At 70.9% G+C, this 25216-nt stretch carries 24 protein-coding genes and 2 pseudogenes; 11 read left to right on the plus strand and 15 right to left on the minus strand.

Annotation, left to right across the window (positions count from 1 at the left end):
- Nucleotides 1-286: 286 nt before the first annotated feature.
- On the plus strand, nt 287-1912 hold the full coding sequence (locus tag AB1460_RS08975; protein ID WP_368960258.1) for a 3' terminal RNA ribose 2'-O-methyltransferase Hen1: 1626 nt from the start codon (nt 287-289) through the stop codon (nt 1910-1912).
- Nucleotides 1909-4764 (plus strand): polynucleotide kinase-phosphatase, encoded by a 2856-nt coding sequence (locus tag AB1460_RS08980; protein WP_368960259.1) that lies wholly within the window; start codon nt 1909-1911, stop codon nt 4762-4764. The genes AB1460_RS08975 and AB1460_RS08980 overlap by 4 nt, the downstream gene beginning before the upstream one ends.
- A 75-nt stretch (nt 4765-4839) precedes the next feature.
- Here the strand turns inward: AB1460_RS08980 and AB1460_RS08985 are convergent.
- The 4 genes and pseudogenes from AB1460_RS08985 to AB1460_RS09000 form a co-directional block, all read right to left on the minus strand.
- Nucleotides 4840-5259: pseudogene (locus AB1460_RS08985) on the minus strand (AMP-binding enzyme); the annotation flags it as partial.
- A 103-nt stretch (nt 5260-5362) separates the two neighbouring features.
- On the minus strand, nt 5363-6034 hold the full coding sequence (locus tag AB1460_RS08990; protein WP_368960304.1) for a response regulator transcription factor: 672 nt from the start codon (nt 6032-6034) through the stop codon (nt 5363-5365).
- A 38-nt stretch (nt 6035-6072) separates the two neighbouring features.
- Complete coding sequence (locus tag AB1460_RS08995) at nt 6073-6369, minus strand: sensor histidine kinase (protein ID WP_368960305.1); 297 nt, start codon at nt 6367-6369, stop codon at nt 6073-6075.
- A 160-nt stretch (nt 6370-6529) separates the two neighbouring features.
- A pseudogene (locus AB1460_RS09000) lies at nt 6530-7372 on the minus strand (histidine kinase dimerization/phosphoacceptor domain-containing protein); the annotation flags it as partial.
- Here AB1460_RS09000 and AB1460_RS09005 point away from each other — a divergent pair.
- Nucleotides 7371-8147 carry an ABC transporter ATP-binding protein gene (locus tag AB1460_RS09005; RefSeq protein ID WP_368960261.1) on the plus strand — a complete coding sequence of 259 codons (777 nt, stop codon included), beginning with the start codon at nt 7371-7373 and terminating at the stop codon, nt 8145-8147. The pseudogene AB1460_RS09000 and the gene AB1460_RS09005 overlap by 2 nt on opposite strands.
- The gene (locus tag AB1460_RS09010) at nt 8144-8947 is read left to right on the plus strand and encodes an ABC transporter permease (RefSeq protein WP_368960262.1); all 804 of its coding nucleotides are present in this window, start codon (nt 8144-8146) and stop codon (nt 8945-8947) included. Before AB1460_RS09005 ends, AB1460_RS09010 begins: the two co-directional genes overlap by 4 nt.
- Before the next feature lie 796 nt (nt 8948-9743).
- On the opposite strand, the gene AB1460_RS09015 is transcribed toward AB1460_RS09010, so the two are convergent.
- On the minus strand, nt 9744-10622 hold the full coding sequence (locus tag AB1460_RS09015) for a LysR family transcriptional regulator (protein ID WP_368960264.1): 879 nt from the start codon (nt 10620-10622) through the stop codon (nt 9744-9746).
- Nucleotides 10623-10715: 93 nt separating this feature from the next.
- On the opposite strand from AB1460_RS09015, the gene AB1460_RS09020 reads away from it, so the two are divergent.
- Nucleotides 10716-11453, plus strand: a complete 738-nt coding sequence (locus AB1460_RS09020) for an SDR family oxidoreductase (RefSeq protein ID WP_368960266.1) — start codon at nt 10716-10718, stop codon at nt 11451-11453.
- Nucleotides 11454-11523: 70 nt separating this feature from the next.
- Here AB1460_RS09020 and AB1460_RS09025 read toward each other — a convergent pair whose 3' ends face one another.
- The 3 genes from AB1460_RS09025 to AB1460_RS09035 all read right to left on the minus strand — a co-directional run bounded on the left by AB1460_RS09025 (nt 11524) and on the right by AB1460_RS09035 (nt 13404).
- A complete protein-coding gene (locus AB1460_RS09025) occupies nt 11524-11742 on the minus strand; it encodes a CoA transferase (RefSeq protein WP_368960307.1) in 219 nt (72 codons plus the stop codon).
- Nucleotides 11711-12976: an MFS transporter gene (locus AB1460_RS09030; RefSeq protein ID WP_368960268.1), complete on the minus strand. Its 1266-nt coding sequence runs from the start codon at nt 12974-12976 to the stop codon at nt 11711-11713. Before AB1460_RS09030 ends, AB1460_RS09025 begins: the two co-directional genes overlap by 32 nt.
- Nucleotides 12977-13227: 251 nt before the next feature.
- Nucleotides 13228-13404 (minus strand): hypothetical protein, encoded by a 177-nt coding sequence (locus AB1460_RS09035; RefSeq protein ID WP_368960269.1) that lies wholly within the window; start codon nt 13402-13404, stop codon nt 13228-13230.
- A gap of 140 nt (nt 13405-13544) precedes the next feature.
- Here AB1460_RS09035 and AB1460_RS09040 point away from each other — a divergent pair, with 140 nt between their 5' ends.
- Complete coding sequence (locus AB1460_RS09040; RefSeq protein ID WP_368960270.1) at nt 13545-14669, plus strand: helix-turn-helix domain-containing protein; 1125 nt, start codon at nt 13545-13547, stop codon at nt 14667-14669.
- A 131-nt stretch (nt 14670-14800) separates the two neighbouring features.
- Here the strand turns inward: AB1460_RS09040 and AB1460_RS09045 are convergent, their stop codons facing one another.
- The 3 genes from AB1460_RS09045 to AB1460_RS09055 form a co-directional block, all read right to left on the minus strand.
- Entirely contained in the window at nt 14801-14935 is a 135-nt protein-coding gene (locus AB1460_RS09045; RefSeq protein ID WP_368960272.1) for a hypothetical protein, read from the minus strand.
- 520 nt (nt 14936-15455) lie between these two features.
- Nucleotides 15456-15635, minus strand: a complete 180-nt coding sequence (locus AB1460_RS09050) for a hypothetical protein (protein ID WP_368960274.1) — start codon at nt 15633-15635, stop codon at nt 15456-15458.
- A gap of 2 nt (nt 15636-15637) precedes the next feature.
- Entirely contained in the window at nt 15638-16069 is a 432-nt protein-coding gene (locus tag AB1460_RS09055; protein ID WP_368960275.1) for a hypothetical protein, read from the minus strand.
- A 305-nt stretch (nt 16070-16374) separates the two neighbouring features.
- On the opposite strand from AB1460_RS09055, the gene AB1460_RS09060 reads away from it, so the two are divergent.
- From AB1460_RS09060 to AB1460_RS09070, 3 genes are all read left to right on the plus strand, one after another.
- Complete coding sequence (locus tag AB1460_RS09060) at nt 16375-16950, plus strand: hypothetical protein (protein WP_368960277.1); 576 nt, start codon at nt 16375-16377, stop codon at nt 16948-16950.
- 129 nt (nt 16951-17079) lie between these two features.
- Nucleotides 17080-18660, plus strand: a complete 1581-nt coding sequence (locus AB1460_RS09065; protein ID WP_368960279.1) for an ATP-binding protein — start codon at nt 17080-17082, stop codon at nt 18658-18660.
- 32 nt (nt 18661-18692) lie between these two features.
- Complete coding sequence (locus tag AB1460_RS09070) at nt 18693-19715, plus strand: DUF7008 domain-containing protein (RefSeq protein ID WP_368960281.1); 1023 nt, start codon at nt 18693-18695, stop codon at nt 19713-19715.
- Here the strand turns inward: AB1460_RS09070 and AB1460_RS09075 are convergent.
- Nucleotides 19635-20105 carry a hypothetical protein gene (locus tag AB1460_RS09075; protein ID WP_368960283.1) on the minus strand — a complete coding sequence of 157 codons (471 nt, stop codon included), beginning with the start codon at nt 20103-20105 and terminating at the stop codon, nt 19635-19637. The genes AB1460_RS09070 and AB1460_RS09075 overlap by 81 nt on opposite strands.
- Before the next feature lie 704 nt (nt 20106-20809).
- Here AB1460_RS09075 and rnhA point away from each other — a divergent pair.
- Nucleotides 20810-21244 (plus strand): ribonuclease HI, encoded by a 435-nt coding sequence (gene rnhA / locus AB1460_RS09080; protein ID WP_368960309.1) that lies wholly within the window; start codon nt 20810-20812, stop codon nt 21242-21244.
- Nucleotides 21245-21620: 376 nt separating this feature from the next.
- A complete protein-coding gene (locus AB1460_RS09085) occupies nt 21621-22382 on the plus strand; it encodes a hypothetical protein (protein WP_368960285.1) in 762 nt (253 codons plus the stop codon).
- Between the two features lie 13 nt (nt 22383-22395).
- On the opposite strand, the gene AB1460_RS09090 is transcribed toward AB1460_RS09085, so the two are convergent.
- The 3 genes from AB1460_RS09090 to AB1460_RS09100 all read right to left on the minus strand — a co-directional run bounded on the left by AB1460_RS09090 (nt 22396) and on the right by AB1460_RS09100 (nt 25165).
- Nucleotides 22396-23094, minus strand: coding sequence for a hypothetical protein (locus tag AB1460_RS09090; RefSeq protein ID WP_368960286.1), 699 nt, complete (start codon nt 23092-23094; stop codon nt 22396-22398).
- Between the two features lie 89 nt (nt 23095-23183).
- On the minus strand, nt 23184-24380 hold the full coding sequence (locus AB1460_RS09095) for a hypothetical protein (RefSeq protein WP_368960287.1): 1197 nt from the start codon (nt 24378-24380) through the stop codon (nt 23184-23186).
- Nucleotides 24377-25165 (minus strand): hypothetical protein, encoded by a 789-nt coding sequence (locus AB1460_RS09100; RefSeq protein WP_368960288.1) that lies wholly within the window; start codon nt 25163-25165, stop codon nt 24377-24379. The genes AB1460_RS09095 and AB1460_RS09100 overlap by 4 nt, the downstream gene beginning before the upstream one ends.
- Between the last annotated feature and the right edge of the window lie 51 nt (nt 25166-25216).

Genomic DNA, 25216 nt, shown 5'->3' on the forward strand with positions numbered 1-25216 from the left:
CACCGAACAGGCACTCGACGCCAACAGCCAGCCGGATCACCTACTTTTTCCCCTTCGGGGCACAGGGCTCAGTACCTCAGTGTGCTGCTACCGCGCCATCGCGCGAGCCAGTCGCGTCATTCCAGTCGATAGCTGACCGAGACTGCTCCGATGGGGGTGTGACGGGGTCCCCGGGCGAGATGGTCGCGCTGGGACACTTCCGGTCCGCCGTCGCAGATCGAACTGGTGAAGACATGTCCGGCGAAATCGGGGCGACGGGCGGGGTCGGGTCCGGAAGAATCGCGAGGTGCTCCTTGCCGTGTCGACGACCCACCGCCCCGCCACCGATCTGGGGTTCCTGCTCCACAAGCATCCGGACAAGGCGCAGCGGTTCGATACCGCCGCCGGCAGCGCGCACGTCTTCTACCCGGAGGCGACCGAAGAGCGTTGCACCGCGGCGCTGTTGCTGGAGATCGACCCCGTCGGGCTGGTCCGTAACAGGCAGGCAGGCACCGCGGGCAGGCGTGGTGGTGGGGGCGGGGCGGATGCGGCCCAGTACGTCGATGACCGGACCTACGCGGCGTCCAGTCTGCTCGCGGTCGCGATGGCGGCGGTGTTCGCGACGGCGATGGCAGGACGCTGCAAGGCCCGGCCGGAGCTGGCCGCGACCGCGCTGCCGCTGGAGATCAGGCTGCCGTCCCTGCCCTGCCGGGCCGGCGGCGCCGATCTCGCCAGGCGGCTGTTCGAACCGCTGGGATGGCAGGTCACGGCCGTCCCGCTCCCGCTGGACCCGCGGTTCCCGGAGTGGGGCGACGCACCACACCACGACGTCACGCTCACCGGGACTCTCCGGCTCGCCGACGCGCTCACCCAGGTCTACGTCCTGCTGCCGGTCCTCGACGACGCGAAGCACTACTACGTCGGACGGGACGAGATCGACAAACTCCTCCGCGAGGGGGCCAGCTGGCTGCCGGGGCATCCGGAGCGACACCTGATCGCCAGGCGCTATCTCGCGCACCGCCGGGCCCTGGCCACCACGGCGCTCGCCCAGCTCGCGGCCGTCGACGACCTCGCGGCCGACACCCTCGGCACCGGCTTCGAGCCCGGCCTGGTCGCGACCGAGGCAGAAGTGGCCGAGACAGAGGTAGCCGAGGCGGAAGTGGCTGAGGCGGAAGTGGCCGAAGCCGAGGTGGCCGAGACAGCCGAGACGGAAGTGGCCGAGGCGGGCGCCGAGGGCACGAGCGACGGCGGCGACGGCGGCGAGACGCGGCCGCCGTCGTTGGCGGAGCTGCGGCGGCGGGTGATCCTCGCGGTGCTGCGTACCTCGGACGCACACCGGGTCGCCGACGTCGGGTGCGGCGACGGCAAGCTGGTCGCGAGGCTGCTCGCCGAGCCGAACCTCACCGAGATCATCGCGGTCGACGTCTCCCACCGCGCACTGGAACTCGCCGCGCGGCGGCTGCGGATCGAGCGGATGCCCGACCAGGTCCGCGCCCGGCTACGCCTGGTCGTCTCGTCACTGACCTACCGGGACAGCCGCCTCACCGGTCTGGACGCGATCGTGCTCTCCGAGGTCGTCGAGCACGTCGACCCGCCCCGGCTGCCCGCGCTCGCCGAGGTGGTGCTGGGCCACGCGCAGCCCCGCCTGGTGATCGTCACGACGCCGAACATCGAGTACAACGTCCGGTACGAGGGCCTGCCGTCCGGTGCGCTGCGGCACCGCGACCACCGTTTCGAGTGGACACGGGACGAGTTCGCCAGCTGGGTCGGCGGCCTCGTCGCCCGGTACCCCTACACGGCCAGGCTTGGTGGAGTCGGCGTCGACGATCCGGAGGTCGGCCAGCCCACGCAGCTGGCGATACTCGAACGGCTGCCGGCGGGAGAACACCGCGCAGCGGGAGAACACCGGGCAGGGGCGGGGGAAGGCCGATGAGCGCACCGACAGGTGACCGTCCCCTGCCGGGGGTCGACGCCCCGCAGGCGCCGCTGACCATTCCCGAGATCTGCCTGGTCGTCCTCGTCGGCGTCACCGGCTCCGGGAAGTCGACCTTCGCCGGGGCGCATTTCCGTCCGACGCAGGTGCTGTCGTCCGACGCCTGCCGGGGGCTCATCGCGGACGACGAGAACGACCAGGCCGCGACCCCCGACGCGTTCGACGTCCTGCACTACATCGCCGGTAAGCGGCTCGCCGCCGGGCGGCTCACGGTCGTCGACGCGACGAACGTCCAGCGCGCGTCCCGGGCGTCCCTGATCGAGCTGGCCAGGTCGCACGACGTGCTGCCGGTCGCGATCGTCCTCGATGTGCCGGAGGCGGTCTGCCTGGCGCGCAACGCGGCACGACCCGACCGGGCCTTCGGCCCGCATGTCGTCCGCCGGCAGCAGGCCGAGCTGCGGCGCTCACTGCGCGGCCTGGCCCGCGAGGGGTTCCGGCGGGTCCATGTCCTGCGCTCGGAGGCGGAGATCGCGGGCGCGACGATCGAGTACACCCGGCTGCTGACCGACCGGCGCGACGTCGCCGGGCCGTTCGACGTGATCGGCGACGTCCACGGCTGCCGCGCCGAGCTCGAGCAGCTCCTGACCAGGCTCGGCTACGCCCTGCGCCACGACGACGCGGGACGGCCGGTCGGCGCGAGCCACCCGGACGGTCGGCGCGCCGTCTTCGTCGGTGACCTGGTGGACCGCGGCCCGGACACGCCCGGCGTCCTGCGACTGGCGATGGGGATGGTCGCCGCGGGCGAGGCGTTCGCCGTTCCGGGTAATCACGAGAACAAGCTCGTCCGGGCGATGCGCGGAAAGAAGGTGACCATCGGCCACGGCCTCGCGGAATCGCTCAGGCAGCTCGGCGAGGAAAGCGACGACTTCCGCGCCGAGGTCGACCGGTTCTGCGACGGGCTGGTCTCCCACCTGGTGTTCGACGAGGGCCGCCTGGTCGTCGCGCACGCCGGGCTGAAGGAGGCGTACCACGGGCGGGCGTCGGGCCGGGTGCGCTCGTTCGCGCTCTACGGCGACACCACCGGTGAGACCGACGAGTACGGACTACCGGTCCGCTACCCGTGGGCACGGGACTACCGGGGCAAGGCGATGGTGGCCTACGGTCACACGCCCGTCCCCGAGCCCGAGTGGGTGAACAACACGATCTGCCTCGACACCGGCTGCGTCTTCGGAGGACGGCTGACCGCCCTGCGGTATCCCGAACGGGAACTGGTCTCCGTGCCGGCGGCGCAGGTCTACTTCGAGCCGATCCGCCCTGTCACGGCCCCGGCGCCGGCCCCAGCGCCAGCGCCAGCGCCAGCCGAGTCTCCGCTCCCGGCCGGGTCGCCTCCCGCAACCGGATCACCGGTGTCAGCCGAGGCATTGCCGTCAGCCGAGGCACCGGTGTCAGCCGAGGCACTGCTCTCGTCCTTCCCGCTGCTGTCACCGTCGGAGCCGGCGCCGTCGGCGCGCACAGTCCCGGCGCGCACAGTCCCGGCGGGCGCGGGCCTGGAGATCCTGGACGTGACCGACGTCCTCGGCCGGCGGATCGTCGAGACGAGACACGGCGGCAGGGTGCAGGTGCGGGAGGAGAACGCCCTCGCCGCCCTGGAGGTGATGAGCCGCTTCGCCCTCGACCCGCGCTGGCTCGTCCACCTGCCCCCGACGATGAGCCCGCCACCCACCTCAAAGCTCCCCGGCCTGCTCGAACATCCGGCGGACGCCTTCGAGGCCTACCGGGCGGACGGCGTCGAGGACCTGCTGTGCGAGCAGAAGCACATGGGCTCCCGGGCGATCGCCGTCGTCTGCCGGGACGAGACCGTCGCGGCGACCCGGTTCGGCGCCACCGACGGCACCACCGGCGCGGTGTTCACCCGGACCGGCCGGCCGTTCTTCGACCGCGACCGCACCGAGGCACTGCTCGCCCGGCTGCGGGCCGCGATGACCGCCAGCGGGCTGTGGGCCGAGAACGGAGCCGGCTGGGCGGTGTTCGACGCGGAGATCATGCCGTGGAGCGCGAAGGCCCAGGACCTCATCCGCCGGCAGTACGCCGCCGCCGGGGCGGCCGCCCGCGCCGCGCTGCCCGTCGCCGTCGACGCGCTCACCCAGGCGTCGGCCCGCGGAATCGACGTCGCCGACCTGCTGGAACGCACCCGCGGACGGGCCGCGAACGCCGACGCGTTCACCGCCGCCTACCAGCGCTACTGCTGGCCGGTGGACGGTCTCGCCGGAGTCCGGTTCGCGCCGTTCATGCTGCTGGCGACGGGACCGGCGCCGCAGGACGCCGCGAACGCCGCGAGCGGCCCGGGTTGGGGCGGTTCGTGGCCGGCTGGCACGACCCACGTGGGACGGGACCATCTCTGGCACCTCGGCGTCGCCGACCAGTTGGCCGCCGCCGACCCGGATCTCGTCGCCACCACGGAACGGATCCGGGTGGACGCGGGCGACCCGGCCTCGGTCGCCGCCGGGGTCGAGTGGTGGGAGGCCCTGACCGCCGCCGGCGGCGAGGGAATGGTCGTCAAACCGCTCGCCGGGCTGGCAAAGGGAAAACGCGGCCTGGCCCAGGCCGGCGTGAAGGTGCGCGGCCGAGAGTATCTCCGCATCATCTACGGCCCCGACTACACCGAGCCCGCGAACCTGGAGCGGCTGCGGTCCCGCGCCCTGGGACGCAAGCGCTCGCTGGCCTTCCGGGAGTACGCCCTCGGGCTGGAAGCGCTGGAACGCGCAGCGGCCGGCGAACCGCTCTGGCGGGTCCACGAGTGCGTCTTCGCGGTGCTCGCGCTGGAGTCGGAGCCCGTCGACCCCCGGTTGTAGAGGGACTCCTCGCGCCGCTCGCCCTCAGCAGACTGCTCAGCACCTCAGACCAGTGTCCGGTGTGGGAGGTCCGGACTACTCCCCCCGCTGCGCCAGCTTGCTCACCTTGCCGATGGCCGTGCGCGGGAACTCGCCGACGACCTCGAGCGCGTCCGGCAGCTTGTAGGCGGCGAGGCCACGCTCACGGAGGAACTGGCGGATGATGGGCAGGCGCAACGTGGTCGGATCGACTCCCTCCCGCGGAATCAGATAGGCCTTGGCCCGCTCCCCGATGATTCTGTCCGGAACCCCCACGACGGAGACGTCGTGCACACCCTCGTGTCCGAGGATGAGGTTCTCCACCTCCTCGGGAGCGACTTTCTCCCCGCCGCGGTTGATCTGGTCCTTCGAGCGCCCCACCACGGTCAGGTAGCCACGTTCGTCACGTTCGACGATATCTCCGGTGCGATAGAAGCCGTCCGCGGTGAAGCTGTGGGCGTTCTGCTCGGGCGAACGACGGTCGGGGCGGCGGACGACGGCGGACGCACCGTCGGGTGCTCGCCGTGTGGTCACAATTGCGTGGGTCCGCCACCTGGTCTGCCCGACGCGGCGCGGGCGGTCATGGTGCGCCAGGTTGCACGAGTCCGGACTCGTAGGCGGTGATGACGGCCTGGGTGCGGTCCCGGGCATCGATCTTGGCGAGGATGCTGCTGACGTGGGTCTTGACGGTTTCGTTGCTGATGTGGAGCCGGGCGGCGATCTCCGGATTGGAATGGCCGGCCGCGAGCATCCGCAGGACGTCGACCTCGCGCGCGGTGAGCTGGGTCAGCCGTTCGGGCCGGACGCGGGGCCGGACGCGGGCGAACTCGTCGATGAGGCGTCGGGTGACACCAGGGGTGAGAAGAGCGTCACCGCAGGCGACGGCGCGCACGGCGTCGAACAGCGTCGTGGCCGGCACGTCCTTGAGGAGGAAGCCGCTGGCTCCTGCCGACAGCGCGTCGTAGACGTACTCGTCGAGGTCGAACGTCGTCAGGACGATCACTCTGGGGGCGGGTACGAGCGTCGTGGTGATGCGGCGCGTGGCGGCGATGCCGTCGAGGACGGGCATCCGGACGTCCATCAGGACGACGTCCGGGTGGTACGCACCCGCGGCACGGACAGCGTCCTGCCCGTCGCGTGCGGTGCCGACGACGACGATGTCGTCGCGGGTCCCGAGCAGTGCGGAGAACCCGGCCCGGACGATCTCGTCGTCGTCGGCGATCAGCACCCGGATCGGTGCCGGCGCGGTCACCGGCCCGGTCTCAGCGGTCACCAGCCCGGTCTCAGCAGTCACCGGTCCGGTCGCAGGGGAAGCTCCGCGACGACGGTGAACCCGCCGTCGGGGGCAGGCCCGTGGCGCAGGGTCCCGCCGACGGCCTCGACCCGCTCGCGCATGCCGACCAGGCCGAGACCGGTCCCGTCGGTGGACCCGACCGGGCCTCGACCGCCGTTGTGGATCGTCAGGCGGAGCAGGCGCGGGGCATGGTCGACAGCGACGTCCACGGCAGCGCCGGGAGCGTGGCGGCGGGCGTTCGTGAGGGACTCCTGGATCACCCGGTAGGCGACGAGGTCGATGTCGGCCGGCATCGAGGAGGCGGGTCCCGCCCACCGTGACCGCGACCGGGGTGCCGTGGCCACGAGCAGCCTGGACGAGCGCGTCGAGCTGGCCGAGGCCCGGGCGCGGTACGAGCGCCGACTCGGGCTGATCGTGCCCAGTGCCCTCGGGCCGCGGAGCGGGCGAACGGATCACCCTGAGGATGGCGCGCATCTCGGTGAGGGCGGTGCGGGCGGACTCGCCGATCGCCGCCAACCGGGTGGCGGCGAGCTCAGGCAGGTCGGGTGTCGCGTACCGGGCGGTCTCTGCCTGGATCGCGATGTGCGAGATGTGGTGCGCGACCACGTCGTGGAGCTCGCGTGCGATGGCGGTGCGATCGGCCAGGAGGAGGTGCTCGCGCAGCGCGGACGTGTGCGCCACGGCGAGCGCCTCGTGTTCGGAGATGATCGCGCTTCGGTTCCGCAGGAGCCGGCCGAAACCGAGCGCCGCCGCGACGACGGCGAGGAGCAGGTAGGTGGCCGCTCCCGCATCCGAGCCGTTGAACGGGGACACGGCGTTCACGAGGAACAGGGCGCCGACGACACCGATGTCGACCGCCGTCAGCCGGTAGGCCGCCACCCCGTACACGATCATCAGGCCGGCCCTGGCGGCGACGGGAATCGGGTAGCCCCGCGGGAAGAACCATCCCACGGCGGCGGCCGTGGCGAGCACCGCTGCCGTGCGCGGGAAGCGGACGACGAACGCGACAGGCACGACGATCGCGATCGATGTCAGGAACCGGTCGTCCAGTCCGGCCTGGGCCAGTGCCGCGATCAGGAGCGCTCCCGATGCGGCGATCCACGGCCACCGCATCGCCAGGGCACGCGTCAGCCGCTCCTCGACGCTGCCGACGATCGTCGGGAGAACTCGTGCGCTCATCGCCGACCAGTCTGGCCGGTCGGGCGGAGGCCGCGCATCGCTCTCGTGGGGGAGGCACACAACCGCTCCCGCGGGGGATTCGCCGCCACTGCGGTCGCCCCTACCGTCCCAACCCATGCGATCCGACCTCCCCCCACCCGGCCTGACGTTCGAGGCGCTGACGAAACGGTTCGGCTCCGTGGTCGCCCTCGACGACGTCACGTTCACGGTGCCACCCGGCGCGGTCACCGTGCTCGTGGGCCCGAACGGCTCCGGCAAGACGACCCTGATGCGTATCGTGCTCGGGCTGGCCGGCCCGACCGCGGGCCGCGCGCTGGTCGCCGGCCAGCGCTACCGGCACCTCCACAACCCGCTGACCAGGATCGGCGCGCTGCTCGACGCAACCGCCGTGAATCCCGGCCTGACCGGCCGTACCCACCTTCGCTGGCTGGCCGCCGCGGGCGGAATCCCCACGGGCCGGGCAGATGCCCTGCTCGAGAGCGTCGGGCTGAGCACCGCCGCCCGACGCCGGGTCGGCGGATGGTCGCTGGGCATGAAGCAGCGGCTCGGTGTCGCCGTGGCCCTTCTCGGCGATCCGCCGGTCCTGATGCTCGACGAACCCATGAACGGACTCGACCCCGAAGGCATGGTCTGGTTCCGCGGCCTGGTGAGAAACCTGCGGGACGAAGGCCGGACCGTCCTTCTGTCGTCGCACCTGATGCGGGAGCTCGAGGGCATCGCCGACCGTGTCGTCGTGATCCACCACGGCCGGATCGCCGCCGACGCGGGCATCGACTCGCTGCTGGCCGAAGGGGTCGGCACCAGCGGCCCGCCGACCCTCGAAGACGTCTACCTCCGGCTCGTCACCACAACGGAGCAGGTCGTCACCGCGCCCGAGCAGGTCCGTCCATGACGTCGGCAGCAGTACGACGCCCGCGGCCGAGCGTCCTGCGGGCCGAGTGGATCAAGATCCTCGGCAGCCGCGGCACGCTCGTCGCGTTCGGCCTCCTCGCCACGCTCCCGGTCGCGTTCTCCGCGCTCATCGTCGCGAACACGCCCTCCACCGACCCGCCTGGCGTGCCCGGTGACGACGACATCGTCGCCAACACGCTCGTCGGTGTCCTCGCCGGTGTCGTCGTCGCCGCCGTCATCGGCGCGACCTCGATCGGGAACGAAGAACGCTCGGGCATGATCTCGACCACCTACACCGCGACCCCTCGTCGCCCTCGGGTCATCCTCGCCAAGGCGTCCGTCGCCGTCGCGATCACCCTCGTCATCGGCGTCGTCTCGTCCTGGGTCTCCTACCTGGTGGCTCGCCCGCTCCAACGAGACCAGGGCTACGTAGCCCCCAGCTACCCCGAACCCGACCTGCTCAGCGCGACACCGATACGAGCGATCGTCGGCACCGGACTCCTGACCGCCGCTGTCGCCCTCTACGCCGTCGGCATCGCCACCGTCGTGCGGCGGACCTCGATCGCGATCCCGCTGGTGGTCGCCACGCTCCTCCTGCCCGGACTGCTCGCCACCAGCGACCGCATCCAGGAGTTCGTCGGGCGTTGGACACCGTTCGCCGGCTTCTCCGTCCAGCACACCGTCCAACGCCCCGACTACCACGCCGGCCCCTGGCACGGCCTGGGCGTCACCGTGGCCTATGCCGTTCTCGCCGTCGCGGTCGGCCTGGTACTCGCCCGCCGCCGCGACACCGCCCACTGACGTGACGTGACGTGGCATGGCGAAGAACGACCGCGCCGCCGACAAGGCGGCTGGTCGCCGGCCTCGGCCGATGGAGGTCTGGTCCCGTCCCGGCACGCTCGTGGAAGATCCCGTCCCGGCACACTCGCAGAAGTCGCTGTCCGTGGCATCCGGGCAGGAGCGCCGGGACCCACTCGCCCTGTGCCGCCCTTTGATGGCCACCCTTTGATGGCCGCCCTTTCCTGCCCACTATTACGTGATAGCAATCCTCCCTGCCGTGGTTTCGTGAGTCGCGGGGCGGGCATCTTTTCCCGAGTCATCCTCCTGTGGGCTGCATTTCGACGACGCGTTACAGCGCCAGTCGCCGCCAAAGGTGGAGACGCATGACGGCCAAGAAGGCCCGGATCAATGTTCGGGTCCGGGCGATCCACTCTCGATGGGAGATCCCGACGTGATCAAGAAGATCGTTACCGTCTGCACATTCGCACTAATGTCAGCATTGTTCATCCTTGCCGCAAATCCTGCCTCTGCGTACAACGTGGGACCAAGCTTCAGCTCCAGGGAAGGCTGCGTTGCATACGCACACACGCCACCTGTCGACCAGGACTGGTCCTGCGCTTTTGTAGGCGACCGGTGGGATTACTTCCATAATCCTTAGCCCCTGGAGACCGGCGCGCGTTTCGATTGAGGAATGGCGGTGCAGCAGGGAGCTGGAGTCACCACACTTTACGTGACAGACTTCCAGCTCCCCAACACCGAGTCATGCAGGCGTTTCGGGTGCCCAGGAGACAGCGGGTCACGACGGGTAGACATCTGATCAATGGGCTCGTGCATACAGCTGCGTGGCCGTGCGGATCAGCCCGGCGAGAGCGAGGGAGCGGCTGTGCGCGGGCCAGGCTATGTGGGTGACGACGGGGGGTGCGTCGATCAGGGGGACGGCGGTGTGCTCGGCCCACAGCCAGGCACGGGCGGAGTCGGGAAAGACAGCCACGGTGCGTCCGAGGGCGATCAGCTGGGCCAGCTGCGTCTGGTCGTGGATCTCGGGCCCCGGGCCGGGCGGGTACGTGCCGTGGCGGGACCAGCGGGCGAGCGGAAGGTCGGGAATGTCGCTGACATCGGCCAGGGCCAAGGTCCGGTGCGCGGCAAGGGGGTGCCCGGTGGGCAGGATGGCGATCTGCCCCTCGGTCAGCAGTTCCTCGCTGTCGAATCCGGCGAGGGAGTTGAACGGCGCGTGCATGAGCGCCACGTCGGCGCGGCCGTCGCGCAGCATTTCCTCCTGCTCACACGTACCGCTCGGCAGCACCTCGATCTCGGCGGCGCCGGGCTCGGCCGCGTGGGCATCGAGGAGCTTCTGCAGCAGCTCGTGAAACGCGGCGGCCTTCACCGCCAGCACCAGGCGACTGCGGGTGCCACCCGGGCTGTCGGCACCACCGGCGCGGCGGGTGCGGCGAATGGCGGCGGTGGTCGCGTCGAGAGCTGCCCGGCCCTCGTGCAGCAGTACCTCGCCGGCACCGGTCAGGGCGACGCCGCGGCGATTGCGTACCAGCAGGGAGACGCCGAGGCGCCGCTCGAGCTGCTGGATCGCCCGGGACAGCGGTGGCTGGGCCATACCGAGGCGCTCGGCGGCGCGACCGAAGTGCAGTTCCTCCGCGACGGCCAGGAAATACCTCAGCTCGCGGGTCTCCACGGTGTCCATGGCCACAACCTAGCCCGGTGATACCTGCCGGGTATGACAGGAGATCGTATCGGTGTTGGCCGTACCACCCGTCCGGGAGCGAACCTCAACGGCATGAGCAGAACGAAGATCGCACTGGTGACCGGCGCCAACAGGGGAATCGGGTACGAGATCGCGACCGGGCTGGGCGCCCTCGGGCACCGCGTCGGCGTGGGAGCGCGCGACGAGACCCGGCGTGAGGCCGCCGTCGAGAAGCTGCGCGCCGCCGGGGTGGACGCCTTCGGGGTGCCGCTGGACGTGACCAGCGACCAGAGCGTCACCCACGCCGCGGAACTGATCGAACGGCAGGCCGGGCGCCTGGACGTCCTGGTCAACAACGCCGGGATCTCCGGGGAAACCGGGCCGGGCTGGGCGCAGGACCCGACCACGCTCGACCTCGACGTCGTCCGCACGGTCGTCGAGACCAACGTCATCGGCGTCATCCGGGTGACCAACGCGATGCTGCCCCTGCTGGGGCGCTCGGCATCGCCACGTGTCGTCAACGTCTCCAGCAGCGTCGCCTCCCTGACCCTGCAGGCGGGTTCCGACAGCAAGGCAGGCCCGATCATGGCGGCCTACTCCCCGTCGAAGTCGTTCCTCAACGCCGTCACCGTGCAGTACGCCCGGCAGCTCGCCGGTACGAACATCCTGGTCAACGCAGCCTGCCCGGGCCTGGTCGCGACCGACTTCACCGGCTTCCAGGGCCCTCGCACTCCCGAGCAGGGCGCAACCACACCGATCCGGCTCGCCACGCTGCCCGACGGCGGCCCGACCGGTTCGTTCTTCGAGGACGACGGCGTCCTCCCCTGGTGACCCCCGTCAGGAGGTGGTCGACCGCCGCCCGGGTGGCGGGCCGGCCGGGCCCGCCCGGCTCCGGGCCGGGTCAGCCGCCGCCCTCGATCGCGGCGGACTGCACCGCGGCGAGGTCCACCTTCTCGCCGCGGCCGTCCTCACGGAACAGCAGCAGCGCGGCCAGCACCCCGACGACCATGGTCACCGCAGTGATGACGAAGCCGAGCTTGAACCCCTCGGTGAGGGCGGTCGCCGCCGTGTCACCGGCGCGGACCGCGTCAGCAGTCCGGTTCTCGGCGAGCGTCGCGATGACCGCGAAGCCGAGCGCCCCCCCCCCCGACGTAGCGGCTGACGTTGAGCAGCGCCGCGGCGATGCCCGTGCTCTCCGCGGGCACGCCCGACACCGCGGCGATGTTGATCGGGACGAACAGGATCGCGAACCCGAGGCTGACCACCACCGACGGGAGGATGATGTTCATGCCCAGGCCGCCGTCCGGTGAGATCCCGGCGAACAGCAGCAGACCGCCCGCGACGATCGCGCAGCCGGTGGCGACGACGGCACGGATGCCGATCTTCGGGACGAGCAGCGGGCCGACCGGTGCGGCGGCCAGCAGCGTCACGGCGAGCGGCAGGTAGGCCAGGCCGGTCTTCAGCGCGGAGTAGTTCAGTACCTCCTGCGCGTACAGGGTGACGAAGAACAGCATCGCCCACAGCGCGACCGCGACGAGCGCCTGGACCGCGTTGGCGCCGGACACCGAACGGTTGCGGAACAACGAGAACGTCATCAGCGGCTCGGCCGCGACGAACAGCTCGTGGACGACGAAGTAGGCGAGGATCGCGACGGCGCCGGCGAGCAGGCCGATCGTCCGCCCGGACCCCCAGTCGTGCTCGCTGGCCTGCAGCACCGCGTAGATCAGCAGCGCGGTGCCGCCGGTCGCGACCAGCGCGCCGACGATGTCGAAGCGGTGCGGCCGGGTCGCGCGGTCCGCCGGCAGGTAGCGGTGGGCACAGGCCAGAATGAGCGCGCACACCGGCACGTTCAGCAGGAAGATCCACCGCCAGCCGGGCCCGGAGACGAGCAGGCCGCCCAGCACCACGCCCAGGGCGCTGCTCACCCCGGCGGTGGTGCCCCAGACCGCCAGTGCCTTGTTGCGCGACGGGCCCGCCGGGAAGATCGACGCGATCATCGCCAGCGTCATCGGGATGGTGAACGCTCCGGCCAGGCCCTGCAGCGCCCGCGTGGCGATGAGGCCACCCGCGCCCTGCGACAGGCCCGCGGCGAGCGAGGCGACCAGGAACAGGGCGATTCCCCCGACGAAGATCCTCCGCTGGCCGAACACGTCACCGGTGCGGCCGCCGAGCAGCAGGAAGCCACCGAACGCCACCGTGTACGCGTTCACCACCCACGGCAGGTCACCCCGGGAGAAATCGAGGTCGTCCTGGATGCTGGGCAGTGCGACATTCACGATCGTGATGTCGAGGGTTTCGAGCATCGCCGCGATACACAGCAGGGAGAGCGCGATCGTGTGCACGGACGTCCACACGAACTCCCCGGCATTCGCGGACGCGGGTTTCGGAGACGCGGGTTTCGGAGGCACGGTTGTCGGAGGCACGGTTGTCGGAGGCACGGGCCGCACCGCCGCCGCGGCCTCCTGGTTTTCCGTCATGGGTCGGGAATCCCTTTCGAATGGGTAACGCCGGGCCGTGGGCCGTGGGCCGTGGGCGGTCGTGGGCCCGGGCGGTCGTGGGCCCGGGCGGTCGTGCTCCCGCCCGGGCCCGCGGCCGGTGCGCGCTACTACGCGGCGGGTGGTTCCGCCGGTGCCTCCACGTTCCAGGAGTAGCCGTGCGGAATAAGGGTGTCGAGGAGGTCCGCGGTGTCGAACGCCTGCGCGGGGTTCAGCACACCGGGACGGGGCGGCTGGGCGAGCAGCCTGCGCGCGCTCTCCGCCGCGATCACCGCGGTCGACGCCATGCGCAATCCCCTCCCTCTGCTCAGTACCCCCGATAATTGCGGGGACCGGCCGGCAGACCCATCCCGCAGACTAGGGGCCCCGCGTATCCCCCCAACTTTGGGGATTCTTTCGGCCAGGGCATGTCGGTAAGATCGCGGGCGTGGCGAAGCCTGCCCTCGGAATTCGCGCCAGTGCCGTGCGTGAGGGGATCGCGGACCTGTGCGAGCAGCGCATCAACCCGGAGGACCTCGTCGCCGAGGTCGCCGAGCGCGTCCGCCGGGTGGTCCCCTACGACGCCGGCTCGTGGATGACGACCGACCCCGAGACCCTGCTGCCGACCCGGCTGCACGCCGTCGGTCCCAAGATCTGTCTGCACGCCGACGACCTGCACGAGGAACTGGCAGGCACCGGCGTCAACGGGTTTCTCGACCTCGACCGTTCCGGCCGCTGCGCGGTGTCCCTCGCCACCTCCACCGGCGGTGATCTTGACCGCGCCACCCGGCACCGGGTCGTGTACAACCCGCTGGGGCTGCGCGACGAGCTGCGGCTGCTCGCCCGGGACGGCAGCGCCACCTGGGGCATGGGCTGTCTGCGGCGTGCCGACGACGAACCCGACTTCACCGCCGCCGAGGTCCGCTATGTCGCCTCGATCGCCCGCCATCTGGGCCACGGCCTGCGGTCCGGCCTGGCCCGCACCCCACCGCCGCGCATGCCGCTGGCAGGCTCCGGCACGCTGGTGCTGGACGCGGTGGGCCGCCTGGAGGCCTCCACCGCGGAGGCGGATCGCTGGCTGCGGCGCATCAGCCCGGTCGAACCACCCGACCTGCCGGTGTCGGTCACGATGGTGGCCGTGCAGGCCCAGGCGAACGCCGCCGGGGGCGGCCCGCCCCGACCGGCCCGGCTGCGGATGGCGCTGCCGGGCGGCGGCTGGCTGCTGGTGCAGGGCGAGGTGCTGGTCTCCTCGTCGGCGCACGGCGGCGCCGGTGCGTCACGCACCGCCGTCGTGCTGGAGCCCGCGAGCCGCGCCGACCTGCTGCCGGTGATGCTGGCCCTCCACGGCCTCACCGCCCGCGAACGCCAGCTGGCCGAGCTGCTCGTCGCCGGGCACAGCACCGACCGGATCGCCCGCAGGCTCGGTATCTCCCAGCACACGGTGCGCGACCACACCAAGGCCATCTTCGCGAAGGTGAACGTGGCGTCCCGCGCCGAGCTGACCGCGGTGCTCAGCGCCGAGGTCACCGGCCCGCCGGTCGACGTCCCCGTCGGCCTCGGCCTCGCCGGCTGACGCGCACCGCAACCGCGCACGGCCCCGTCGAGCTGGACGGGGCCGTGCGCGCCGGCGGGGTCAGATCCCCTTCCCGGTGGTGCAGGCGTGGACGTGCGGGCGGTGGACGTGCGGGCGCTCGAACAGGTCCGTCACGCGAACAGGGCGGCCAGCAGCGCGGCACCCCTGCGCTCCAGCCAGGTCTCGAAGGTCATCAGCTCCGGGTGCAGCACCCGCGCGGTCGCGATGTCGGCACCGTAGCCGCCAAGCTCGTTGACGAAGACCACCGGGCCCGGCGGCGATCTCCACGTCAGGAAGCGCCGGTGATCAGCCGGCCGGGCGCCTGTCCCCGCAGGAGTCGCGATAGGGGTCAGTGCCAGTGCCAGAAACGAACTGACGCCATTCCGCTTCGGTCAGCCCCCGTCCAGCGAGACGACAGGCCACCTCGAACGCGTGCCCGCAGCCACTTCAGCCTTCCGACATCCCACACCCGCACCATGCTGTCGCGACCTGCAGAAGCCAGCAGCCCGTCCGGCCTGAACGCCACCGCGTAGACCGCCTGCCCCGGGGATTCGCGGCTGGCGAGGGGTTGGCCGATGCGGCGGACGTTCTCCCGGTCCGAGGTGTCCCAGTAACCCGCCCGGTCCGAACGCCGCTGATCCCACCGAGCGGACGTGGCCGGTGAGGGGATCACCGATCTGAGCCGGCTGCCCCGAGTCCTCATGACCGGCGAGGGATGTCGGGAGAACGGACAGGTCGACGAGGGTGTCAAGAAGACTGCCCCGGATCCGGGCTGTCGTGCCCTCATCAGGGGGCGAGAACGCCCGCGGCCACCCCGAACCGCAGCGCGGCGGTCGGGTCTCCCTCACGGGAGGTGCCGGCGAGGGTGAGAAGCCGGTCGACGACCGCGACACAGCGACGGTCCTCCGCGGTCCGGCCCTGCACGAGGGCGACGATCCCGAGGTTGGTGGCGACCAGCGACAGCACGATCAGAACAGCGAACGCGCCGCCCAGCCGGCGCCGCCCCCGCCGGCGGCCAGCAGTGCGAAGAACTGCGCCTGCACCGGTGGACCAACCCGGGCCAGCAGCTCCTCGGCCTGGTCCACCACCAGCAACAGCCGCGTCGCCCCCGCCGCCCGCACCAGCTCCCCCGGCACCACCGGGGCGACCACCAGCCAGTCCGGATCCGCCGCGAGCACAGGGCCAAGCCCCGCAGCGACAAGTGAGGACTTCCCGCACCCCGACGGGCCCACCACCACCACCAGGCCGTCCTCGCCCGCCGGGCCGGTCAGCCTCTCCACCAACCGGCGGGTGTCGCCATCTCGGCCCTCGAACACGGCGGCCCGGCTGGCATCGAACGCGACCAGCCCCGGAAACGGCGACCGGCCCGGCTGCCACAACGACCCCGCCTGTGCCGACACCTGTGCGGACTCCTGTGCCGACACTCCCGGAAACCGCGGGCTGTCCTCCTCCGCGGCCCGGGGCCGGGGTGGAAACGGGGGCGGCTGGTCCGGTTTCCGGCGCTCGCCGCGCGGTGCGGCGGGCTGGCGGGCAAGGTCGCGGGCGACGCGCATGCATGAGCCGCGCCCGTGGGGCTGACCAGGATCTGCGTCGGAGCCAGCGGCCAGTCCGCCAGATCTATCCCGCCGGGCCGGGTCGATACCGACCCCGGTCGACGAAGAACGTCCGCGCGGCGGTCACCCCCCTGGTGATGTGGCCGGCCGTCGTGACGGTCGCTGTCGGAGCAGACCACCGGGAAACAGCACGCGCCGAACTGGCAAAGCCGCACCGGTTCGCCGCCGAACTGGTCGACGTCGCCGCCGTGTTCCTCGACGCCCTGCACGCCGAGGCCGACCCGAGGCCCAAGCCGACGTGGACGACGATCCTGCGCGCCGACACCGCCGAGCTCGGCAGCCGCGCCGCCGCGAACCTCGCCGCGTGCGTGCGGCTCGCCTGGGAACGGGCCGCGCCGCTGCTCACCGCGTTGGTCGACGCCCCCGCCGGCAGGGTCGGGGCGGGCGGGCAGCCCGCGCCGCTGCTGCTGCACGACGCCGGCGTCTTCGGCCGCTACGACGGCCGGGGGCTCGACGTGCTGTTCACGCTCGCCGAGCGGGCCCGGACGCGGGCCGGCGGCCGGCCGCTGTGGCTGCTCTACCCGACGACCGAGCCGAGCCAGCCGCCGCGGCTCGACGGCGCGCTCGTCCGGCTGGTGACCGGCAGCGACTGGGTGCCGCTGCCGGACTCATGGGTGGCCAACCTGCACCGCGCCGCGGGCGACGAGGACGCACTGGCCGCGTCGTAGCGCGCCCCCGACGATCATCCGCCGCCGTAGAGTTGCAGGTGATCCGTTTGACTGCTGCGTGGAGAAGGCCGGTGAGTGGTGACACGCTGGTTCAACACCACTGGGCCCTGCGTGCCGGGGAAACATTACATGATCGCGGCTTCGGCACGACTGCCTGAGGTGCCGGGTCTGGTGGCGCGCGAGAACTACTTTGTGGTGCATGCACCGAGGCAGACGGGGAAGACGACGACGCTGCGGGCACTCGCGGCCGAGCTGACGACCAGCGGCAAGTACTCGGCGGTGAAGCTCTCGCTGCAGAGCGGAGCGGCCTTCGGTGACGACATCGGCGGCGCCACCCGCGCCATCCTCGCGAAAGCCAGCCGAGAGGCCCGGCTCAGCCTTCCCGTGGAGCTGCGCCCTCCAGCATGGCCCGAGGGCCCGGACGGAGACCTCCTCGGCGGTGCGCTCGCAGCCTGGGCCGAGTCCTGCCCCCGGCCACTCGCGTTGTTCCTCGACGAGATCGACTCGCTCACGGGGGCAACGCTCGTCGCGGTGCTCAGCCAGATCCGTGAAGGTTTCGAGGACCGCCCCGGCGCCTTCCCGGCCTCGATCGCGCTCTGCGGGCTACGAGACGTCCGAGATTACAGAAGCACCGCCGCTGGCCGTAATCCGGAGCGGTCAGGCGGACCCAGCCCTTTCAATATCATTGTCGAGTCGCTGCGGCTCGGAGACTTCACGCTCGGGGAGGTACGGGAGCTCTACGGCCAGCACACTGCCGAGGCCGGCCGCGTCTTCACCGACGAGGCCGTCGAGCACGTATACGCGCTGACCGGCGGTCAGCCCTGGCTGGTCAATGCTCTGGCCGCGGAGATCGTCGACCGGATGAAGGTCCCGGCGACGGAGCCGGTCACGATCGAGCAGATCGACACCGCCCGGGAGCGGGTCATCCAGGCCCGGCCGAGCCACCTCGACTCGCTGGTTCGCCGGCTACGTGAGCCGGAGGTGCAGAGGGTCCTTCTACCGCTCCTCGCCGGCTCGGAGCAGCCCGTTGACCTGGAGTACTCCGACGACCGGTCCTTCGTCCGCGATCTCGGGCTGATCACCGAAGGTGACGAGGCGGGCCCGCGGATCGCCAACCCGATCTACGCGGAGGTGATCTCCCGGGCCCTCGCAGAGCAGGTCGTCCCCAGCCCGGCCGTGCTTCCCACGGCGCGGGACTTCGTCCTGCCCGACGGCCGGTTCGACGTCCCGGGCGCGCTGACCGGGCTCGCGGCGTTCTGGCGCACGCACGGAAAGATGCTCGGCGACGGGAGGCCGTACGAGGAGGCGCTCCCCCATGCCTTCCTGTTCGCCTGGCTCGACCGGGCCGTCAACGGTGACGGCGACGTGTTCCGGGAGTACGCCAACGGCCGGGGACGCGCCGACCTCTACCTGCGCTGGCGCTACACGGCCCGCGACGGCACCCGTGCCGAGCAGCGCGAGGTGTTCGAGGTGAAAGCCCAGCGTCCTGGGCAGGCCGACCCACTCAAGAACGCGATCGTCCAGCTCGACGACTACCTGAACCACCTGGAGCTGCCCTCGGGCTACATTGTGATCTTCGACCAGAGACCGCAGCCCACGTCTGCCCCCGACGGGCCCCTGACGACCCAGATCAGCCCGTCCGGCCACTCGATCAGCATCGCCCGGCTGGTACTGCCACCTGCCCGCCGGCCGACCCGGCCACCGTCATAGCCGGACGTCGACGGCATGGTGCAGCCGCGGCTGTGGAGACCGGCCAGCTCGCCGACGAGCTGGCCGCCGACGCGGACTTCGTCTCCGTCGCCGAGATCTACCGGCCCGGCGAGGAACTGGCCAAGGTCGCCGCCGCCCTCGTCGCGGACGAGCACGTCCCGTTCCTCGCCGCCCTGCGGTACGCCGACACCTGCCTGGTGAAGCGCGCCGACTGGGAGTCGGTCTGGGAGCAGCAGCGCGCCGAGGACGCCGCCCCGACCCCGGCGAAGGCCAAGGAGATCCGCGACGCGATCCCCGTGCCGCCGAAGTACGCGCCGAAGGACTTCCGCAAGACCTCGTTCTGGCGGGCCCGGGGCAAGCTCGACGTGCCGAAGGAGCGGTTCATCTCCTACCAGCCAGCCGGCCGGGACAACGACCCGACGCTGCTGATCGGCTGGGCTGGCTTCGACCACCGGGAACAGGCGCAGGCATTAGCCACCCTGATCGTCGACCGCCGCGACAACGACGGCTGGGACGGCACCCGCCTCACTCCGCTCGTCGCCGGCCTGCGCGAGGTCATGCCCTGGGTCCGCCAGTGGCACAACGAGGTCGACCCGCTCTACGACGGCTCCCCCGCCGAGGTCTACGACGCCTTCCTCGCCGACACCATGGGCCAGCTCAACCTGACCGAGGACGACCTGAGGACGCCCTTGCGAGCTGGCGCCCGCCCGCTCCCACTCGCGGCCGCCGCGCCGCCAAATGATCAGCTGAGGCCACCACGCCTCATCCCACACAGTCGGACGGGGACGCCACGGCCAGTCTGGAGAACCAAGCGTGATCGCGCCGAGCCCTGCCGGCGTCATCACGCTCCCCGGCGCCTGCCCACTCCGGTCGGGCAGGCGCCGGAAGGACCAGCCGGTGCGCTCCTCAAGGTGGCGAGGGCGGCAGAAACGACGGCCAGGCGGGGTCATGCCCACGGGCCTGGGCGCAGGCGATCAGTACCCCTGGTGGGTCGCCCGGGAAGTCAGCACGTCGTGCAGGATGTTGACGCGTCGCTGCAGATAGCGGGTCTGTGAGCCGAACCAGCCAGGTGCCCAGAACCACGCGGTGAAGACACCGACCCGCGTCGGTGAGCCGACTGATGCATGCGCAGCGTTGAGACGCTTCGCGGTGGCGGCGAGGCCGACGAAGGCCCAGAACGGGATGATCTGGTTCCACCAGCGGCTGTTCGCCCTGCGCGGCTGGCCAAGGATCGCGGACAGCTCACCGTTGATCCTGTCGTACCAGATGAAATAGTAAATCGAGAACGTGACCATGCAGAGCCACCACAGGCCCCATGCTCCCTGCTTGCGCGGAACGAGAGAAGCAGGGGGCGATGGCAGGGGGCTTGGTATCCCGGCAGCCCGAAGATCGACTTCCGATGCGGTCGTCCGCACTCGGTCAACTGGATGGTTTGCCTGGGTCATCAGATATCCCCCGTGGATCGACGCGTTTCCCTGTGATCGCTATGATCACAGGGGGGCGAGTGTATCGCATCATGCAATGTCACCCCGCTTCGAACATCCGGCTCTCTCCGGCCACAAATCGGCACCGCGCCTTCCTGGGATCTGATCTTGACGCGCCTCGGCGCGACCATCCTGACGGCCACCGGGCGGACCATCGCCACGTATGCGGTCCTCGGCGCGGGCCGAAGGGGCGCCGCAGGCTTCAGCCTGGGAGCGACGCCGCCGCTCGGAGTGGGGCAAGCGCCGGATGGAAGTACAGGCTGCCCACCGGGCCGCCTCCGGCGACTGAGCTACGAGCCCGCGCCGAGTGTCAATACCCGCCATCGCCCTGTCCGTCACTGTCTGCCAGGCGGGAACCGGGGCGAACGCAGGCCTCTGATGTGACTGCGACCTATGATCGTCAGATGGCTCCGACGCCGGACGAGATCGACGCCGCGCGAACGCCGGCAGGAGGCTGGACCCGCGAACAACTCGCGTTGTGGGGTGTTCCCTGGCCTCCGCCGAAGGGCTGGAGGCAGCGGTTGATTGATCAGAACAAGCAGACCACGGATGATGTCGAGCGGAAGCTGCCCACAGCGCTCCGGTTACCCATATCCGTGGATCGATCGGCGGGAGCCGCCAGCGGAGACAGAAAGCCGCCCGGCGACGGTGCGGGCGTCGTCGAGATCTTCACCGACGGCGCCTGCAAGGGTAATCCAGGGCCAGGAGGGTGGGGGGCGGTCCTGCGCTACGGCAGGAACGAGAAAACCATCTGTGGTGGTGAGCCCGCCGACACCACGAACAATCGCATGGAGCTACTGGCTGCGATCATGGCGCTCGAGGCCCTCACCCGGCCGTCGACTGTGCGTCTTCATACCGACAGCCAGTACGTGCGTAACGGCATAAGCAGATGGCTGGCTCGCTGGAAGAAGAAGGGCTGGCAGACGAGCGAGAAGAAGCCCGTCAAGAACGTGGATCTCTGGCAGCGCCTGGACGCCGCCGTGGGTGCGCACGACATCGAATGGCTGTGGGTACGTGGGCACGCCGGCCATCCCGGCAACGAGCTCGCCGACCAGCTCGCGAACCGCGGACTGTCCGAAGCCCGCCGACTCCCAGACTGATCCGTAGTGAGAACGCGACAGTCGAACTCGGGGACCCCCGACTCCGGCGCCGCACGCGCGGCTGTCGATGGCGTGCCAGCGGTGGGCTGAGCCTGCCCGTAGCGCAACGGGGCCGCCGCGCCGCCCGAGGGTAGGCGGTCGGTGGCGGTTCACAGAGTTGTGGTCTTCGCATTGGGACAGGTAGCGGCTCCCGGGCCCCGGGACCCCTCCCGAGTCTGGTCGTGCACCCTGGGAACCCGCGCGGGCGCCGGGTCGCCTCCGGTGGTCGACGCGGTTTCGGCTCGTCCGGACTGGAGCCTCCGGTCTGGCCAGCCACGGAGAAAGGGAGGCCCTGCGGATGCCGTTGTCAGGCTGGACACCCAACTGGTCACGGAAGGTGAACCTGATACCCAGGGAGGTCAGCAGCCTCGCCCGCTGGTCGCTCGACGCACCCGTGGGGACGTTGCTGGTTCTGGGAACGAACGGTGGCATGGGCGTTGCGCCGAACACGAGTTTCCGGCTGGTGTTCGGGCGCTGTGAGCCGGACGTCCACGTATGTGTCGGCACGACGGACCAGCACGTCAGTCGCCAGCAGGGGTACATCGTCCGGGACCAGTCGCGGTGGGTACTGAACAACATCGGGAAGCGGTCGATTCGCCTGCCGGGCTCGCAGCGGCTGCTGATCGGCGGGGACAAGGCGGAGCTCCCAGGCGGATACACCCAGTTGTTCGTCGTCAGCCCCAGGGAAGAGCACCCGCTGGAAGTCCTCGTCGTCGACCGTCCGCTCGGAAAAATATCCGCCTTCGACCCCAGGTTGGCGACCCAGCCCGGAGAGACCTGGCCGTTGGACGAGCTCGAGAAGCTGGTGATCGTCTGCCTCGCCCAACGTTATCTGTGTGGCGACGCACGCCCCCAGCCGCTGACCTGGAACCAGGTGGCAGCCGAACTGTCCGAGCTGCGACCGACCGAACGCTGGACCAGCAGCCGGGCAGCGCACATCGTCGCCAAAGTTCGGGAACGACTCAGCCTGACTGTCGATGGGCTCATGGAGACCGACATTCCGCCGCCGGCCGGCCATATGATCAACCATAACCTGATCATTGAACTGCTGGTCACCACCACGCTTGTCCGTTCGGATCTGAGCGTTCTGGACGGCTGATTCTCGTGCGATTTCATCGCAGCGTAAAACGCCGTCCCGTCAGCCCGGCGAGCAGCTCTCCGTAGCTGGCGCCGAGCGTGGAGTCGTCGCCGAAGAACCGGACCGAGATCGTCCTGGCCAGATCCGGCTGCGCGAGTGCCACAGGGATCTGGGCCGATCCGTTTCCGGTACTGTCGGGCACGAGGAAAGCAAGCTCGTCGAACCGGGCGTTCTCGATCCGTCCAGCGAGCGTTGACGGGTCGTCGCCAACACCGCCGTCGCTGATCACCGCGACGGCGGTGGCGGCGCATCCGCGGCCGGCGAACGTTTCGGTGACCTTGTCGACAACGGGTGCGAAGAGTGTGCCTCCACCGCCGATTGTCTCGGGCAGCATCCGTCCGGGGAGGTCGTGAATTCTGGTGGGTTGCAGCGTCACCACGGCGCTGTCGGAGAAGACGATCGCCGCGAGCAGGTCGTCGGCTTTCAGGTTCGCATGGGCAAATGTTTCCAGCTGGGCCAGTGCGTTGCTCCGGGCAGCCGTCCAGGAGCCCATGCTGGACGACACGTCAGCCACCAGACCGAGGCAGGCCACGCCGGAGAGCTTTCGCGGCCCCTCCAGCCAGCCGTTCTCGAGCGTGAGGCCGGGCGGGTCGGGCGCCGCCGCCGGGGCGGAGTCGTTGCCGCACTGTCCGATCAGGAGGCAGACGAGGCCTGCCGTCAGGAGTACGCCCACCAGGGCGCGGGCTGCTGTTCGCGCCGGGATTTCCACCGGCGGAGTCGGTACCCGAGCCGAAGCGGGAATGCGGCCTGGGATTCTCCGCATCACCCCACCCGCCCGGTGTCGACGGCGGGGAGCGGCCCGGTTCCGGTCCGCGCGGTCTCAGGTTGGGCGTGGACAAGCCGACGGCTGTCGGACCGAGGGTCGTCGGACCGCGTGTGGTGGACGATCTGCTCCACCAGCGCTGTCGCTCCCGATTCCCGCTGGCGGATCTGGTCGCGTTCCGTCACGAACCCGGTCACTACGTCGAGGGTGAGGGGTCGCGACGGCGGTGGTGTCGCCACTGCGCCGACGATGCGGGACGCCCACGCGCTCGGCGGCTCCACCTCAGCGCCGCCCCGTCTCAGCCGGTAGGCAAGGGATCTGTCCAGCCCGTGGAGGAGGCCCGCGGATCCCCGCGCCCGGGTGAGCAGATTCCAGGTTCCCAGCCGAGCGTCGATCGCGTCCGCCTTCGCCTCGATCCCGCCCCGTCGGTCGGCGAGGCGACGCAGCTCCCGCTCGACCCGCAGCAGGTGCGCCCGGGCCCGCGTGTAGTCGGTGGCACCATGGGTGTGGAGGTAGGTCGCCAGCGCGGCGGACAGCGTCGCCTGCATGATCACCAGACCGGCGAACAGCGCGTAGCCGGAGTACAGCTGCAGTGTGGAGGCAGGGCGAAGGCCGCGCACGGTGAACAGGTTCGCCTTCACCGCAAGTCCGAGAACCAGCAGGCTCAGTCCCGCGAGAAGCGTGGCTGTGAGGAACCTGCCGGTCCTGCGGCGGGCGGCCCGCAGGTTCTCGGGCTCGACGGCGGACAGCCGTGCCCGCACTGTCAGGGCCACGCCGAGAACGACCGCGATGGTGAGCGCGACGGGCATGGTCCAGGTGTCGACCGGCTCGAAGTTGGCCTGGGCGAAAACCGCGCGCAGCGTGACCAGGTCGGCGCCGAAGAGCGCCGCGTAGATGAGCCCGACCGCCGCACCCCCGAACGGCGGCAGCACCACCGGCGTGGTCTGGAAGTGCCGCGCCGCCACGACGTACCGGATCTCGGCCAGGGCCAGGTGATCCGCTACCGTTCGGGCGTTGCGCCGCAGTCTGGCCAGGTCCGCGATGACAGGCTCCATCCGCCTGGCATGCATGATCTCGGCGTTCTTCTCCCGCAGCAGCCCGTCGAGGGTTGCCCGGGCCTGGCGCGGCGTCACCGGCGTCCCGGTCCCGGTCCCGGTCTCGGTCCCGGTCCCGGTCCCGGTCGCGTCGGGGATCAACGGCCGACACCCTGGTATTCGGACGTCGAGACCTCGACATCCGTCGAGCCGCCCTCGGTGAGCACGGTCTCCCAGATTCTGACGAGCTCGGCGGCTTTCTCCGAGGGCAGTGCCGCGTCCTGCAGCCGCCCGATGTTCCACATTTCGGCACGCACGCCGGCCAGCCTGAGCGGCACTCGCGTCCGCTTGGTCTGCTGGCCGTCCGTCAGCATGATCGCCGTTCGGCTCCCGGCCAGGCGTTCGGCGTCCGAGTAGGCGCTCCAGGCACCCCAGATGTCGGTACCGTCAGCCCCCGGCGGGGCATGCGTCACCTTGTTCCGCGCGGCCTCGGTCAGCGTCCGCTGGATGTCCTCGCGGATCGCGGCCGCGGCCGCGTCGCTGTTGCCGTCCGGCTCAGTCGTGACGCAGAGCAGCAGGGTTCGCACACTCGACGCGGCACCGGAGAAAGTCATGATCCGCAGCGCGGACCCGGAGTCGACTGCCCGCACAACAATCGCATCGACCTGGCGCAGGAACTGCTCCGAGGTGTAGTCGAAGCTGCCCGTGAAATCCAGCAGGCCGGTGACCTCGGAGGACGCGGGCTTCGTGGAGATGTTGGTGTCAGCCGGACACAGGTCGCTGCCGACCACCTGCTCACCACTGCATCCCCCCACCAGGGAGACGGCCAGTCCACCGGCCACCACCACCGCGGTCGCCCGCGCGCGCCTCCGACCGGGCCCGTCCTCCCGCCGCCCGGTGGCGGGCGCCCATCCCCGCCGGCGCAGGTGCCCAGGAATTCTCAACATTTCTCCCCTAGCATCGTGGTCTTCGCTCGGCCGGTGGCAGAAAACTTCTCG

Origin of the sequence: Parafrankia sp. FMc2 (genome assembly GCF_041008525.1) — a bacterium.
Lineage (GTDB): Bacteria > Actinomycetota > Actinomycetes > Frankiales > Frankiaceae > Parafrankia.